Raw genomic sequence first — 15183 nt, 5'->3', positions numbered from 1 at the left:
GCCGCCCTCGCGGAGCCGCGGCGGCGTCCGGCGGCGCCCGTGCGCCGAGCCATCTGGCCGACCAGTTGTGAGAGAATGCCGGACTTTCGCTTCCCGCTCGTCGCGCGCCAGGGCCGCTGATACTCCTGGCGCCGGTGCGGCGATGGGCAGCCGACGCGTTCTGCAAGGATGAGCCAACCGCATGCCCGATCTCGCTTCGCCGGTTTTCTGGGTGTCCGTATTCCAGATCATCGCCATCGACATCCTGCTCGGTGGCGACAACGCCGTGGTGATTGCTCTCGCCTGCCGGAAACTGCCCGCGACGCAGCGCAACAAAGGCATTTTCTGGGGCGTCTTCGGCGCCATCGGGCTGCGCGTCGTCCTGATCTACTTCGCCCTGCAACTACTGGCGATTCCTTATCTGAAGATCGTCGGCGGACTGCTGTTGTTCTGGATCGGCGTCAAGCTGGTTCTGCCCGAGCACGAGGACGCACACGGCACCGTGCAGGGCAGCACCACCCTGGCGGGAGCAATCAGGACGATCATCGTCGCCGATGCCGTGATGAGCGTCGACAACGTCATCGCCGTCGCCGGTGCGGCACACGGGTCGATCATTCTGGTCATTTTCGGCATTTCGGTTTCGATCCCGATCGTCGTCTGGGGGAGCAAGCTGGTATTGACGTTGATGGATCGTTTCCCGATCGTGATCACTGCCGGCGGTGCACTGCTCGGCTGGATTGGTGGCGGCATGCTGGTCACCGACCCGGCATTGCCCACGGCATGGCGAGACCTCATTCCACACAGCAACTACCTGGCATCAGGTCTTGGCGCGTTGCTGGTCATCGGCGTCGGGAAATGGCTCGCCAGCCGGCAGAGCGCAGCGCATTCGACCGTTGAGCTCGCCAGCGCGGCTTCCGAAACGACAAGGGAAGGAGATCGGAAATGAACCCTCTATGGTTGGTTCCGGTCGACGGTTCGCTGCATGCGCTGCGCGCCGTCGACCATGTCATTCGTGAAGCAGCCAGGAACACCATCGCACCGGCAATGATGCTGGTCAACGTGCAGGCGCCGCTGCCGTCCGATGTGACCCGATTCGTGGACAGCGGCGTCGTTCAGGATTACCACCGCGAAGCCGGCGAGGCGGCACTGGCGAGCGCGCGCGCCAGGGTCGAAGCGGCCGGGCTGTCTTGCTCGGCACATGTTCTGGTCGGCGAGACGGCACCAACGATTGTCGACTTTGCCAGGGAACAGCGCTGCGCCTTGATCGTCATGGGCGCGCGCGGCCTCGGCTCGGTGGCCGGCGTGTTGCTGGGTTCGGTCACCAATCGCGTCGTCCACCTCACCGACCTGCCGGTCCTGGTCGTCAAGTAAGGGTAGGCAAGGCCCGCTACAGCACGTAGCGCGACAGGTCCTCGTTTTCCGCCAGTTCGGCCAGGCGGCTGTCGACATAAGTGGCATCAATGGCCACCAGATCGCTTGCCTCCTTGCCAGCCGAGAACGACACTTCCTCGAGCAGCCGTTCCATGACCGTGTACAAGCGGCGAGCACCGATGTTCTCGGTACGCTCGTTGACCGACCAGGCAATCTCCGCCAGCCGCTTGACCCCCTCCGCGGCGAAGTCGAGAGTGACCCCTTCAGTCGCCAGCAGCGCCTGATACTGCTTGGTCAGACAAGCGTCGGTCTGCGTCAGAATGCACTCGAAGTCGGCCACCGAAAGCGAGTCGAGTTCGACGCGAATCGGGAACCGTCCCTGCAACTCGGGAATCAGATCCGAAGGTTTGGCCAGGTGGAAAGCTCCGCTGGCGATGAACAGCACGTGGTCCGTGCGAATCATCCCGTACTTGGTCGATACCGTGGTGCCTTCGACGAGCGGCAGCAGATCGCGCTGCACACCCTGACGCGAGACGTCGACGCCGTGTGTGTCGCTGCGCGAAGCGATCTTGTCGATTTCATCGAGAAAGACGATGCCGTTCTGCTCGACATTCCGCACCGCTTCGAGCTTGACTTCCTCGTCGTTGACCTGCTTCGCGGCTTCCTCATCGATCAAGAACTTGCGGGCCTCGGAAATCTTCAGCTTGCGTGATTTCTTGCGACCACCGCCAATGTTCTGGAACATGCCCTGAATCTGCGCAGTCAACTCTTCCATTCCCGGCGGCGCAAAGATCTCGGCCTGCATCGACGGCGCGGCGACCTCCACCTCGATCTCCTTGTCGTCGAGTTCCCCCTCGCGCAGGCGCTTCCGGAATTTCTGCCGTGTCGCACTGTCCTCGCTCGATTGCGCGTCGTTGAAGAAGTTTCCGCGCGCTGGCGGCAGCAGGACGTCGAGGATGCGATCTTCGGCAGCATCCTCGGCACGCGCACGCACCCCTTTCACAGCCTGCTCGCGGCCGCTCTTGACGGCGATCTCGACCAGGTCACGGATGATCGTCTCGACGTCGCGACCGACGTAGCCGACCTCGGTGAACTTGCTCGCCTCGACCTTGATGAAGGGAGCGTTGGCGAGTCGTGCCAGACGGCGTGCGATTTCCGTCTTGCCGACTCCGGTGGGGCCGATCATCAGGATGTTCTTCGGCGTGATCTCCTGCCGCAGCGGCTCGGCCACCTGCGCGCGCCGCCAGCGGTTGCGCAGCGCGATAGCCACGGCCTTCTTGGCCTTGCCCTGGCCAACGATGTGTTTATCGAGTTCGTAGACGATTTCCTGCGGGGTCATGGCCGACATTATGGTTCCAACACCTCGATGGTGAAGTTCTGATTGGTGTAGATACACAGCTCGCTGGCAATCTGCAAGGACTTGCGGACCACCTCGGCGGGATCGAGTTCGCTGTTTTCGACCAGCGCGCGTGCCGCTGACTGCGCAAAGGCGCCGCCCGAACCAATCGCGACGATGCCGTGCTCGGGCTCGACCACATCGCCATTGCCGGTGATGATCAAAGAATTATCGCGATCAGCCACGGCCAGCATCGCTTCAAGCCGACGCAATGCGCGGTCGCTCCGCCAATCCTTGGCCAGTTCGACCGCCGAGCGCAGGAGGTTCCCCTGGTGCTTGTCGAGCTTGGCTTCGAAACGTTCGAAGAGCGTGAAGGCGTCGGCCGTGCCGCCGGCAAAGCCGGCAAGGATCCGCCCCTGATGGATGCGCCGGACCTTGCGTGCGCTGGCCTTGATCACCAGATTGCCGAGAGTCACCTGTCCGTCGCCGCCCATGGCGACCCGACTACCGCGACGAACCGACAGGATCGTCGTACCGTGGTACTGCTGCATGCGTGACTCCGAATGGTTGCTTTGATCAGTTTCTGGCGAGAACGATTTCGGCGACGTTCTTCAGACCGACGACGCGAAACAACTCGGCAAGCAGGTGGTTGGGGTGGCGGAAGATGATCTGCCTGCCCGTGCGCTTGACCGTCGCCAGCACGTTGAGCAGGGCTCCGGCACTGAGGAAATCCATGCGCGTGACTGCCGCGCAGTCGATCAGGACCGGATCGTTCGCCGCTGCGTAGGCGAGCAGGTCGGCAAAGCGCGACGCTTTGACGTCACCCTTGACCACGTACACCTCAGTCACCAGTTCATCCGCTACCGCCAATTGCAGCGGTGTCTGTTCGCCCGCCTGCACCCGCTCAGGCTCCCAAGATGGCGGCGAAATCTCGAAAGTCACGGCGTAGTTGATCGCCACCTCCTCGAAGGCCTCGAGTTGCCCCCTTAGCTGGCAGAATTCGAGTTTCAGCAGCCAGCAGCCGCGGTCCTCCGCACAACCGGGTACCACCCGGCTGTCAAGCAGCGCGGAGATGTAGTCCCGACTCAGCAACTCGATCTCGCGACGACTTCTGCGTGCCTGCTGAAGCAGCAGGAGAAACCGCTCGCAGCCGGCCGCATCCAGACGACGCACCTTCGCCAGGTCGAGTCGAAGCTGCGGGTTCTTCTCGATTGCCTGACGCGCTGCCTCAAACCCAGCATCGTTGTCGCCAGTCAACTCGCCCTTGAACAACACAGTTCCCGCCGCCCTGGTGCGCGCGGGCGATACGGCAGCCGCCTCCCGCCAGCCAGGCGGCGATTTCTCGAAGGCTTGCGCGTACTCGATCTCGAGCGCCTCAAAAGCGGCCTTCTGGCCCGTCAGCCGGAAGAAATCGAAGAGCATCAGCCAGAGGCGCTCACCCGCGCCGGAACGGTAGAGGCGCGTCGACTTCTCCAGCAGTGAGCGTACCGCCCGATCCTGGCCATTCGCATACAGCATCGCTGCCTCTTCGGCGTCGGCATCGATCGGATCAACCTCGGCTTCGACCTGATACTCGGTCGCCACCTCACTGAAGATGAATTCGCTCAGTTCGAGTGGCGGCTCGTCAGGCTGCACGACCGGGCTGGCGAACGGGATATCCCCGCGCGCCAGCCCTGCGGGCGGGCGGGTTGCGGGCGGCTTGAGCTTGTCGTCAGGCACTCCGCCCGGCGCCGAGCGCGTCTCCTCGCGCGCGCGCGGAACGGCGGCTGGCCTCGCCGTCATCTTCTTTTCCGGCTTCTTGAAAAACGAAAATACCATCGGCGTGAAGGATTGCGGATAGATTCGCGATAAACTCGTCTTTTAACACATCGCCCGACACACTGCAATTTGAATGCGGCCAAGCGACGGCCCGCCCTTCAGGCAGTAGCACCATGCCTGCGCGTGCGTCACGACGTCCCCGTACGCAAGCTCGGTCAGGCAGAAATCCTTGCCGCTGGTTCTCCACGAACGCCTGGCAACGATGCCCGGCCGGGGCGACCGGGCATCGCGTCAACCGGCTGGTCCGGCGGCCGCCTTGCGCTGTTCGTCGGCAGTCTTCTTCGCCGACCGCTCGGCATCCTGCTTGGCCCGCTTGTCGAGCTTGGCTTGCCGGCTGGCTTGCTCCGCCACGGCCTTTCTTCGTCCCTCCTCGGCCTTCCGGGCCTTGTCGGCCAGCTTCTGTTCGCGCGCCGCGGCCTTGGCGGCCTCGTCGGCTCGGTAGATCTCGGCGCGCTCTTTCTGCTGGCCTTCGCGCAGTGGCAGATCCGCCGCGTGTTGCCCCTCTTTCGCGGCGAGCTCCTGCCTCTTCGCTTCACGCTCGAAATCGCGCGCCGGCTGATCGAGCCGGCGCGCTTCGACGATCGCCTCCGTGTAGCGCTTCTTGGCGGCGGCAAGACAATCGTTGACCAGGAACTTGCTGTAGCATCGGTCCTGGGCCTCCTTCTGTTGACGCTCGGCCTCGGCGCGCATCGCTTTGGCGCGCTCGCGCTGCGCGCTCGCCTGTTCGAGCGTTTGCGGAACCTCAGGCGGCGGCGTGGACTCAGCCCAGGCCGCACAACTCATCCACACCGACACAGCCAGCACTCGACAACCTCGCATTGAATCCTCCTCTCACACCTGCCAGTGGACTTGCCTGATGGCAGGGCACCAGCCAGCGCGCCGGCCCGCCCACCGCAAACACCCGTACACTATAGTCGAGGCGGGTTCCCCGGCACATCTTCCCGGCCCAAGGCTGGCGTTGTGCGCCCTCTGGCTCCTCTTGACGCTCCTGGCCAACTTCGCTTCCAGCCCGGTCTCGGCTCAGGTTCGGATCGGACCAACGACGACCGAGGTTGCGTTGCGTCCTTTCATCGAGGTTCTCGAGGATCCGGACGGACAGTTGACCATCAGTGACGTCGAGCAGCCGGAGATCGCCAGCCGGTTCCGCTACGTCGCCGGCAGCGGCGACCTCAATTTCGGCTATTCGGCTTCCGCCTACTGGCTGCGCATGACGTTCGCGCCCGAAGCGGGCGCGGCCAGGCGCTGGCTGCTGGAGATCGCCTACCCTTCACTGGATCAGTTGGCCGTGTTTGCCGACCATGGCGACGTCCGACGGCGACAGGACGCCGGCGATCTGCAGCCATTTTCGGCGCGACCGTTCACACACCGCAACTTCGTCTTTCCGCTGGACCTGCTTGCCGGCAGCGAGCAGCGCGTGCATGTGCGCATCGCCTCGAGCGGCAGCCTGACGCTTCCGGTGACGCTGTGGTCACCCGCCGCCCTGCATGGCAACGATCAGGTCGTCTATACCATCCTCGCCATCTACTTCGGCATGCTGCTGGCGCTGGGTCTGTACAACCTGCTGCTCTACGTCTCGCTGCGCGAATCGATCTACCTGGTCTACGTTGCCTTTGCTGCCGCCATGGTCATCGGACAGTCGTCGATGTTCGGGCTGGCCAACCAGTTTCTCTGGCCCGACTGGCCTACCTGGGGACACGTCGCGCTGCCGCTCGGCTATTGCCTTGCGGCCTACTTTGGCGCGCTTTTCACGCAGATGTTCCTGGGTACGAAACAGACGACACCTGTGCTCCACCGCTGGATTCACGCCTTGCAGATCGGTTTCCTGCTGACCGCGCTGACCGCGATCTTCTACGCCTATCGGCCGGCGGGAATCGCGACGGCGCTGCTCGGCACGGCGTTCGCAGTAACCGCGGTTGTCACGGCCGGTCTCTGCGCCGCGCGTGCGCAGCCCGGTGCGCGCCTGTTCCTGGTCGCCTGGAGTCTGCTGCTCCTCGGCGTGGCCATGATCGCCCTGCGCACACTCAACTGGTTGCCGAGCAACCTGCTGACGCTGTATGCGATGCCGGTCGGATCGGCACTGGAAATGTTGCTCCTGTCGTTCGCTCTGGCCGACCGGATTCATGTCGTGCGGCGTGAAAAGGAACTCGCGCAGGCCGAAGCGCTACGGGCCAAGGTGGCGGCGATGGACGCCCTGCAGCAGTCGGAGAGAACACTTGAACAACGGGTTGTGCGGCGCACTGCCGAACTGGCCGAAGCCAACGAGCGCCTGCGGCAGAGTGAGGCCGAACTGCGCAAGCTGGCGCATCACGATCCGTTGACCGGCCTGGCCAACCGCTCGCTGCTCTACGACGAACTGCGGCGGAGCATCGCGCGCGGGAAACGCGGCGGCGAAACGTTCGCGGTGCTGATGATCGATCTCGACGGCTTCAAACCGGTGAACGACACTTACGGTCACGCTGTCGGCGACCGCCTGCTCGAAGTGATCGCCCCACGCCTGCAGGAATGTGTTCGCGTCTCGGACGTCGTTGCCCGCCTCGGTGGCGACGAATTCGTCGTCGTTGTCGAGGGTGTGCTCGACCAGCATCAGGCGCTGGCCATCGGCGCGAAGATCATCGCCGTTCTCAGCCAGCCCCTGCACATCGGAGCGCACGACATCCAGGTCGGCGCCAGCGTTGGCGTCGCCCTGTGGCCGCAAGATGGCGACGACACCCAGCACCTGCTGCAATCCGCCGATCGGGCAATGTACTTGGCCAAGCAAGCGGGTCGCGGCTGCTGTCTGCCGGCCTCCGCCGCTGACGAGGCATGAGCGTCCCAAGGCGGCTCGGATTGCTGCTGCGCCCGGAATCGGGTTAAATTGGTGTACTTGGTGGCCGGTTGAAGCTGCCGTTCGGGGGGTCAGATGAAAATCGATATCGAACACTTCGGTCTCAAGGATGTGCCGGTTGATCCGGAGACCGTATTCACGTTTGCCGACGGAGTCGCGGGCTTTGTCGACTGCAAGCGTTTCAAGGTTTTCCACGAGGAAGGCAAGCCGACCGTCTTCTGGTTGCAGTCGCTCGACGATCCGTCGGTGATGTTCCCAATCGTGGCGCCGGAGACGCTCGATCTCGAATACCAGATCGAACTCGCCGATACCGACTGTGCTCTGCTTGGCCTGGAGAGGGCTGAGGATGCAGTGGTGGTGGTCATCGTCTATCGCGACGAGGCGGAGGGCGGGAAGATCGCCGCCAACACGCGTTCGCCGATCATTCTGAACCCAATCAACCGCCGGGCGATGCAGAAGGTCCTGCAGGAAGTTCATCCGACGCTGCTCTATCGTGCCCGCTGATTGCGACGTGTCGACAGTCGGCCACAGCCTGGGCTTGCGGTGCCAGATTCGCGATCATGGCTGAGGCCATTCGCGCATCGCGCCAGCGTGGACTATGGCATTGGCGCGAGGATCTGCTTGGCGCTCGGCGACTGTCGTTGCCCATCCCTCGACTCGGTGATCATGCGTGGGCAGATGGCGCCGGCCACCAACCATGAATCGCTGCCGGCGGCATTCGCGGGTCGTTGACCGCGCACGCCCTTGCGGCGAGGAATCTCGCCAGCCTGTCGGCCCGCGTGGCCTAAAGATTCGCCGCCGCATGCCGTATACGTTTCTTATGAGAAGAAATACAACGAGGGACGACCACTGACGAGGAGGAACTGGCGATGAGCGGAGTAGCCTGGAGGATGCGTGCGGCACTGGCCCTGCAGGTGGCCGCGGCGGCGCTGCTTGGCTGGTTGGGGAATGGCGTCTTCGGTGGCGGCCTCTACGGCTGGCTGGCGGCGCTAGGGCTTCTGGCGGTGGTTACCGTCGTGCTCGCCGCTTTCCTCGAGATGAGCGTGGTCGGCCGTCTGAAACGGCTGCAACGCGTGATTGCCACGATGTATGCCGACGGTGACCTGACACGTCGGGCAATCGTCGAAGGAAAGGACGAAATCGCTGCGCTGGCCGCCGACTTCAACCGCCTGATCGGGAGCTTTGCGACCATCGTCGGCAAGGTGCTCTTCAACTCGGTCGAAGTCGCCAATGCTTCCGGACAGCTGATCGACGACTCGAAGCGGGTGGCCTCGGGCTCGAAGCAGCAACGTGACGCGGCGCTGGCGACGGCCAGCGCGATGGGTGAATTGACCGAGAACATGAATCAGGTCAGTCGGAATGCCAGCGAAACGGCCGGGATTTCGGAGACATCGAACAGCCTGTCGACCGAGGGCATGCAGATCGTGCACAGCGCGGCGGCGGAAATGGAGCGGATTGCCGCCTCGGTGACGCAGTCGGCGCGGGTGGTATGTGCGCTCGGCGAACGCTCGAAAGCGATCAGTGGAATCGTCCAGACGATTCGCGAGATCGCCGACCAGACCAACCTGCTGGCGCTCAATGCCGCGATCGAGGCGGCTCGCGCCGGTGACCAGGGGCGCGGCTTCGCGGTGGTTGCCGATGAAGTGCGCAAACTTGCTGAACGCACGGCGCAGGCAACCGGCGAAATCAGTCAGATGATTGGCGCCATCCAGGGCGAGACGGAGAGCGCCATCACCAGTATCGAAGCCGGCACCGGGCAGGCCCGCAATGGCGCCGAACTCGCCCGGCAGGCGGCGCAGTCGCTCGAGCGTATCAATAGTGGTGCGCGCGAGACGATGGAAAAGGTCGAGGCGATTGCGGCCTCGGTTGGTCAGCAGGGTCGTACGGGGCAGAGCATTGCCGAGCATGTGGGCCGCATCCGCGAAATGGCGGAAACGAACAACGCGGTTACGGAGCAGGCGCTGGTCGCCGTTGACCACGTTCAGTGTCTGGCCGAGAACCTGCGCGAGATCAGCAACGTCTTCAAGCTCGGCCAGGCCGGCGAGCAGGCCGTCGCTACGCACGCCAGAATGCCCGAGATCGTTGGCCAGGCCGCGTTGGGCGTGGCGCGGATCTTCGAGCAGGCGATCGACGCGGGGAGAATCAAGATCGACGATCTCTTCGACGACCGATACCAGCCGATTCCCAATACCCGGCCGGCGAAGTTCAAGACCCGTTTCGACGACTACACCGATCAAGCCATCGCGCCGCTGCAGGAGAATCTGGTAGCGCAACACAACTGGCTGACCTACGCCATCTGCATCGACCGCAACGGCTATGTGCCGACTCACAACCGGAGATTCTCGCAGCCGCTGACCGGCAATGAAAAGGTCGATTTCGTGAACAACCGCACCAAGCGGGTCTTCGATGACCCGGTCGGCAAACGTTGCGGCACGCACCGGCAGCCGTTCCTCCTGCAGACCTACCGGCGCGATACCGGCGAGGTGCTGCACGACATCTCGGCACCGATCTATGTCAAGGGTCGCCATTGGGGTGGCTTCCGGATTGGCTACCAGACCGCGATGTGAACCGGCGTGCGGCGCTGCACGTGCAGCGTGCCATCAGTACGCAGCGGTGCCTGTTTGGATTAAGATGTCTTGAGAGACGCTGCTGCGGCTTTCGCTGCGAGGGAAAAGAGAAATGTCCGATCTACTGAAGAATATCGATGCTCGCACGAAGCTGGCGGGTACCAACAAGCTGGAGATTCTGCTGTTCATGCTCGGGACCGACGCCCGCACAGGCCGACGCGAAACCTTCGGGATCAATGTTTTCAAGGTTCGTGAGGTGATGCGCACGCCGCCGATCACTGCGGCGCCCGAGATGCCTCCGTCGGTCGAAGGGATGGTCAGCCTGCGCGGCGCGCTGGTCCCGGTCGTCGATCTTGCCCGTTATGCCGGCGTCGATACGCAGACCCCTCGCTCGATCATGATCGTCACCGAATACGCCGGGCATACGCAGGGTTTTCTGGTCGAGGGGGTGGATACCATTCTGCGTCTCGACTGGAGTCAGATGCGGGTGCCGCCGGCGATGCTCCTGGCCGAGATGGGTGGCCTGGTAACGGCGGTCACCGAATTGCCTGACGGTCGCCTGGTGATGCTGATGGACGTCGAGAAGATTTTGTCGGAAACGACCAACTACGACGACGAGAGCGTTTACCGCAATATCAAGCCGCTCGATCATCCGGGCCTGACGGTCTTCTTTGCCGACGACTCGACGGTGGCACGCAAGCAGATCCAGCGCACTCTGGACGCCATGGGCGTGAAGTCGCAGGCAGCGATCAACGGCCGCGAAGCCTGGGATGAACTGGAGAAGGTGGCGGCCTACGCGCAGGCGTCCGGCCAGAAAGTCACCGACCTGATCAGTCTCGTCCTCACCGACATCGAAATGCCGGAGATGGATGGCTACATTCTGACCAAGAGGATCAAGTCCGATCCGCGTTTCGTCGGCGTACCCGTGATCATGCATTCGTCGTTGTCCGGGATGTCCAACCAGCAACTGGGCAAGTCCGTCGGCGTCGATGAGTATGTGCCAAAATTCGAACCGCAGCGCTTGTCGGAAACGCTGACGCGCAGGCTGCTGGTGGGTACCGTGCCGGCGTTGCCAGCGGACCTGACCTAGGGATTTCTCGGGAGCGACAAGATGGATTTGGCTGAAAAGAAAAACCTGCTCGAGGGCGTGGACGCACGGACGCGGCTTGCCGGTTCGAACAAGATGGAGATCCTGCTGTTCTCCCTCGGTACGCGCGAGACGTTCGGGATCAACGTCTTCAAGGTGCGCGAGGTCGGGCGGACACCGCACATCACCAAGACGCCGAACATGCCGCGCGGCGTCGAAGGCCTGATATCCCTGCGTGGCAACGTCATACCGGTCCTCTCGTTGATTTCGTTTCTCGAGCATCAGGATCAACCGCATGAGTATGGCAAGACGATGATGGTCGCCGAATACTCCAAGCGCACGCTGGGTTTTCTGGTGCATGAAGTGGACCGGATCATTCGCGTGGATTGGGAGAAGGTCAAGGCTCCCGAAAGCGTCTTGTCGACCAATCAGGGTCTGATCACGGCGATTACCGAGCTCGACGACGGCAATCTGGTCTCGATTCTCGATGTCGAGCAGATCCTGGCGAATGCCTTCGGCGAGGCGATCATCGTCGATATCCCGCCGGTCAACATCGCTGAGGATCTGAGCATATTTTTCGCCGATGATTCGATTGTTGCCCGACGCAAGATCGGCGAGGTTCTCGACAAGCTCGGCGTCAAGCACAAGCATGCCACCAATGGCGCGGAAGCCTGGAGCCGCCTCCAGGCAATCGCCGCCCATGCTGCGCAGACTGGCCGGGCAGTGCGCGACGAGATCCGCCTGATCCTGGTCGACGCCGAGATGCCGGAGATGGACGGCTATGTGCTCACCAAGAACATCAAGGGCGACGCACGCTTTGCGGGAATTCCCGTGGTCATGCATTCGTCGCTGTCGTCGCAGGCCAATCACGCGATGGGGAAAACGGTTGGCGTCGACGCCTACGTCGCCAAATTCGACGCCGAGATCCTTGCCGACACGCTGCGCCCCTGGCTCGAGCGCTGAAAGGACAAAATGCAACCGGGAGTGAAGAATGGCTGATCCAAAGATGAGGATTCTCGTGGTGGATGATTTTTCGACGATGCGCCGTATCGTCAGGAATCTCCTCAAGGAACTGGGCTTCGCCAACGTCGACGAGGCCGAAGACGGCGTGATGGCGCTGCAGAAGCTGCAGAACGATTCATTCCAGTTCGTCGTCACCGACTGGAACATGCCGAATATGGACGGCCTGCAACTCCTGCAGGCAATCCGCCAGTCACCGGCGCTCAAGCACCTGCCGGTCCTGATGATCACCGCCGAAGCCAAGCGCGAAAACATCATCGCCGCCGCCGGGGCCGGGGCCAGCGGTTACATCGTCAAGCCATTCACGGCCGCGACTCTGGCGGAGAAACTGCAGAAGATTTTTGACAAGATGGGTGGCTGAAATGAGCGACGCCAACATGTCTGGTGATTCGAAGGATCTCGAGGATCTCTTCGACAGCATTGCCTCGGGAATCAGCGTCACGGCCGCACCGGCACCGGCGGTACCCTTGCCGCAGAGACCGTCGGTGATTCAGCAGTTGCGGGAAGGTGGCGGCGATCTGGACGACAATGACGAGTTGCAGGCCCTGTTCGATTCGGTTGCCGCGACGCGCGCCCCGAAACCTGCCGACAGTGGCGCTGACGCGTCCGAGGCTGGCGATTCGTGGCCGGGTCAGGACAAGGTCTTCCATCGCGTGGGGCAAATGGCAAGGCAACTGCACGACACGCTCGGTCAACTCGGTTACCACGAACTCCTGGAAAGCACTGTAGCGGCCATACCGGACACCCGGGACCGGCTTACCTATGTCGCCAACCTGACCGAGCAGGCGGCGTGCAAGGTTCTCAATGCGACGGACATTGCCAACCCTCTGCAGGAGGCTTTGGAGTCCGGGTCGGCCGCTCTGGCGGCGAAGTGGGACGCGCTGTTCGCCAATCAGATCGGCGTCGAGGACTTCAAGCGTCTGGCCGAGGAGACTCGATCTTTTCTCAAGCAGGGCCTGCCCGAGAAGACCGCGGCGACCAAGGCGCAACTGCTCGAGATCATGATGGCGCAGGACTTCCAGGATCTTACCGGGCAAGTGATCAAGAAGATCATCGCCGTCGCCCAGGAACTGGAGGCGGAGCTGATGGGGGTGCTGATCGAGACCATGCCCGGCGAACGGCGAACCGACTCGGTGATCAGTCTGCTCAACGGGCCGGTGATCAACGCCGACGGGCGTAGTGACGTCGTTGCGTCGCAGCAGCAGGTCGACGACCTGCTTGGCAGCCTGGGATTCTAGGAGCTTACGATGAGTGATTTTGCCGGGATGGAAGACCTGCTGCAGGATTTTCTGCAAGAAGCCGGTGATCTGCTGTCGGACGTCGACAACAAGCTCGTTGATCTCGAGCGGAGTCCCGATGATCATCGCTTGCTCAACGAGATCTTTCGTGGCTTTCACACGATCAAGGGTGGGGCCGGTTTTCTCAACGCCGTCGAACTGGTCAAGCTCTGTCATCTGACCGAGAATCTCTTCGACAAGCTGAGGAATGCCCAGATGACGCTGACGCCGGCCTTGATGGATACCATCATGGCGGCTACCCAGGGTGTGCGCAACATGTTTGCGGTGATCGCCCAGGGCAGACAGCCGGAACCTGCACCCGCGGACGTGGCGGCTACCCTGCGTGCCGCGCTCGAAGGTGAAGTCGAGGGGAAGCCCGATTCTCCGGCTCCCACGCCGGCGACCGGGACGCCAGCACCGGTGCCCGCGCCGACGGCCAATGTTCCAGCCGATGGCCCTGACTGGCAAGCGCTGCATGGGGCACTGACCGGTCGGCCGGCGGCGCTTCCGGCCGTAGCGGCGCCGGCCGCGCCGACGCCTGCGCATGAGACGGCCGGGCTGCAGCCGCATTTCCCGCCCGAAGGACGCCGCTCCACGGACAAGCCGGGTGCTGCGGTCAGCGGTGCGCCCTCGGGTCGGCGAGCTGACGAGAAGGCGGCTGCACGCGAGACCACCATCCGGGTCGACACGGCGCGGCTGGATCAGGTGCTCAACCTGTCCGGCGAGATCGGTCTGACCAAGAATCGCTTGACCAGCCTGCGCGCGGATATTCTCGCCGGCAGAACCGATACCGAAACGCTGCAGGCTCTCGATCAGGCGGTCAGCCAACTCGATCTGCTGGTGTCCGATTTGCAGAATTCCGTGATGAAGACACGGATGCAGCCGATCGGTCGCTTGTTCCAGAAGTACCCGCGGATTGCCCGGGATCTGGCGCGACAGTTGGGCAAGGATGTCGAACTGGCGCTGGTCGGGGAAGAGACCGAAGTAGACAAGACGATGATTGAGGATTTGGCCGATCCCCTCATTCACCTGATCCGCAATGCGGTCGACCATGGCGTCGAGTCGCAGGAGGAGCGCCTGGCCGCCGGCAAGCAGGTGAAGAGCATTGTTCGTCTGGAAGCGCGGCAGGAGGGCGACCACATCGTGTTGATCATTGCCGACGACGGTCGCGGCATGAGTCCCGAGCGGATCAGGGCGAAGGCGATCGAAAAGAACATCATCAGCGAAGAGGAAGCCAATACCCTTGATGAACGGCAGAGCCTCAACCTGATCTTCCTCCCCGGCTTCTCGACGATGGCTCAGGCATCGGCGGTATCGGGCCGCGGCGTCGGCATGGATGTCGTCAAGACGAACATTCAGAAGCTCAATGGCTCGATCGAGATCCGCTCCGAGCCTGGCAAGGGTTCGGTGTTCGTCATCTCGCTGCCGCTGACGCTGGCCATCCTGCCGGTTCTGCTGGTTTTGCTGGGCGATCAGCCGTTTGCGCTGCCGCTGTCGATGGTCAGGGAGATCCTGCCGATCGATCATGCGCGGATGCAGGAAGTCGGCGGCAAGGAAACCCTGGTCGTGCGCGGCGAAATCCTGCCGGTGATCGCCCTCTCGCGTTTGCTCGGCTGGCCGCAGGTGCAACGGCCCGAGTATGGCGTCCTGATGCAGACCACGGAGCGCAGTCTGATTCTCGCCGTCGACAACTTTGCCGGACGTGATGACGCGGTGATCAAGGCGCTCGACGATTTCCGTCCGCGCGGCGTCGCCGGTGTGACGACGCTCTCCAACGGGCAGATCGTCCTGATCCTGGACATGAAGGAATTGCTCTCCGATCTGGCCTCCCTAACGGATCGCGATGCGCGCACCGGCCATGCGCGGGCGCTGGAGTTCTTTGGCTGAAGCACCTTGGCGAACCC

14 protein-coding genes are annotated in these 15183 nt (G+C 62.9%); 10 read left to right on the top strand and 4 right to left on the bottom strand.

The genetic code is table 11. The annotated features are described in order from the left end of the window. Window positions 1-181 precede the first annotated feature (181 nt). Together CAP2UW1_RS19105 and CAP2UW1_RS19100 are read left to right on the top strand one after the other, a co-directional pair. Window positions 182-925: a TerC family protein gene (locus tag CAP2UW1_RS19105; protein ID WP_015768264.1), complete on the top strand. Its 744-nt coding sequence runs from the start codon at window positions 182-184 to the stop codon at window positions 923-925. Then, on the top strand, window positions 922-1350 hold the full coding sequence (locus CAP2UW1_RS19100) for a universal stress protein (protein ID WP_015768263.1): 429 nt from the start codon (window positions 922-924) through the stop codon (window positions 1348-1350). Before CAP2UW1_RS19105 ends, CAP2UW1_RS19100 begins: the two co-directional genes overlap by 4 nt. Window positions 1351-1366: 16 nt before the next feature. On the opposite strand, the gene hslU is transcribed toward CAP2UW1_RS19100, so the two are convergent. The 4 genes from hslU to CAP2UW1_RS19080 form a co-directional block, all read right to left on the bottom strand. Beyond that, window positions 1367-2698 (bottom strand): ATP-dependent protease ATPase subunit HslU, encoded by a 1332-nt coding sequence (hslU, locus tag CAP2UW1_RS19095; RefSeq protein WP_015768262.1) that lies wholly within the window; start codon window positions 2696-2698, stop codon window positions 1367-1369. Beyond that, a complete protein-coding gene (gene hslV / locus CAP2UW1_RS19090) occupies window positions 2698-3237 on the bottom strand; it encodes an ATP-dependent protease subunit HslV (RefSeq protein WP_015768261.1) in 540 nt (179 codons plus the stop codon). Before hslV ends, hslU begins: the two co-directional genes overlap by 1 nt. A 25-nt stretch (window positions 3238-3262) precedes the next feature. Beyond that, entirely contained in the window at window positions 3263-4468 is a 1206-nt protein-coding gene (locus CAP2UW1_RS19085; protein WP_199931511.1) for an STAS domain-containing protein, read from the bottom strand. Between the two features lie 267 nt (window positions 4469-4735). After that, window positions 4736-5323 (bottom strand): biopolymer transport protein TolA, encoded by a 588-nt coding sequence (locus CAP2UW1_RS19080; RefSeq protein ID WP_015768259.1) that lies wholly within the window; start codon window positions 5321-5323, stop codon window positions 4736-4738. Between the two features lie 238 nt (window positions 5324-5561). Between CAP2UW1_RS19080 and CAP2UW1_RS19075 the strand changes: the two genes are divergently transcribed. The 8 genes from CAP2UW1_RS19075 (at window position 5562) to CAP2UW1_RS19040 (ending at window position 15166) form a co-directional block, all read left to right on the top strand. Continuing rightward, window positions 5562-7310: a diguanylate cyclase domain-containing protein gene (locus tag CAP2UW1_RS19075; RefSeq protein WP_199931510.1), complete on the top strand. Its 1749-nt coding sequence runs from the start codon at window positions 5562-5564 to the stop codon at window positions 7308-7310. A gap of 93 nt (window positions 7311-7403) precedes the next feature. Continuing rightward, entirely contained in the window at window positions 7404-7832 is a 429-nt protein-coding gene (gene fliW / locus CAP2UW1_RS19070) for a flagellar assembly protein FliW (RefSeq protein WP_015768257.1), read from the top strand. A gap of 365 nt (window positions 7833-8197) precedes the next feature. Further along, window positions 8198-9895: a methyl-accepting chemotaxis protein gene (locus CAP2UW1_RS19065; RefSeq protein ID WP_015768256.1), complete on the top strand. Its 1698-nt coding sequence runs from the start codon at window positions 8198-8200 to the stop codon at window positions 9893-9895. A gap of 112 nt (window positions 9896-10007) precedes the next feature. Next, the gene (locus tag CAP2UW1_RS19060; protein ID WP_015768255.1) at window positions 10008-10985 is read left to right on the top strand and encodes a chemotaxis protein; all 978 of its coding nucleotides are present in this window, start codon (window positions 10008-10010) and stop codon (window positions 10983-10985) included. A 21-nt stretch (window positions 10986-11006) separates the two neighbouring features. Continuing rightward, window positions 11007-11945 carry a chemotaxis protein gene (locus CAP2UW1_RS19055; protein ID WP_015768254.1) on the top strand — a complete coding sequence of 313 codons (939 nt, stop codon included), beginning with the start codon at window positions 11007-11009 and terminating at the stop codon, window positions 11943-11945. Window positions 11946-11973: 28 nt separating this feature from the next. Beyond that, window positions 11974-12363, top strand: a complete 390-nt coding sequence (cheY, locus tag CAP2UW1_RS19050; RefSeq protein WP_015768253.1) for a chemotaxis response regulator CheY — start codon at window positions 11974-11976, stop codon at window positions 12361-12363. Between the two features lies 1 nt (window position 12364). Then, on the top strand, window positions 12365-13240 hold the full coding sequence (cheZ, locus tag CAP2UW1_RS19045; RefSeq protein ID WP_015768252.1) for a protein phosphatase CheZ: 876 nt from the start codon (window positions 12365-12367) through the stop codon (window positions 13238-13240). A 9-nt stretch (window positions 13241-13249) separates the two neighbouring features. Beyond that, on the top strand, window positions 13250-15166 hold the full coding sequence (locus tag CAP2UW1_RS19040) for a chemotaxis protein CheA (RefSeq protein WP_015768251.1): 1917 nt from the start codon (window positions 13250-13252) through the stop codon (window positions 15164-15166). Window positions 15167-15183 lie beyond the last annotated feature (17 nt).

Origin of the sequence: Candidatus Accumulibacter phosphatis (assembly GCF_000024165.1) — a bacterium.
In the GTDB taxonomy this organism is placed as follows: Bacteria; Pseudomonadota; Gammaproteobacteria; order Burkholderiales; family Rhodocyclaceae; genus Accumulibacter; species Accumulibacter phosphatis.
Note: the sequence above shows the minus strand (reverse complement) of the source record. Positions and strands in the feature narration are given on the sequence as shown.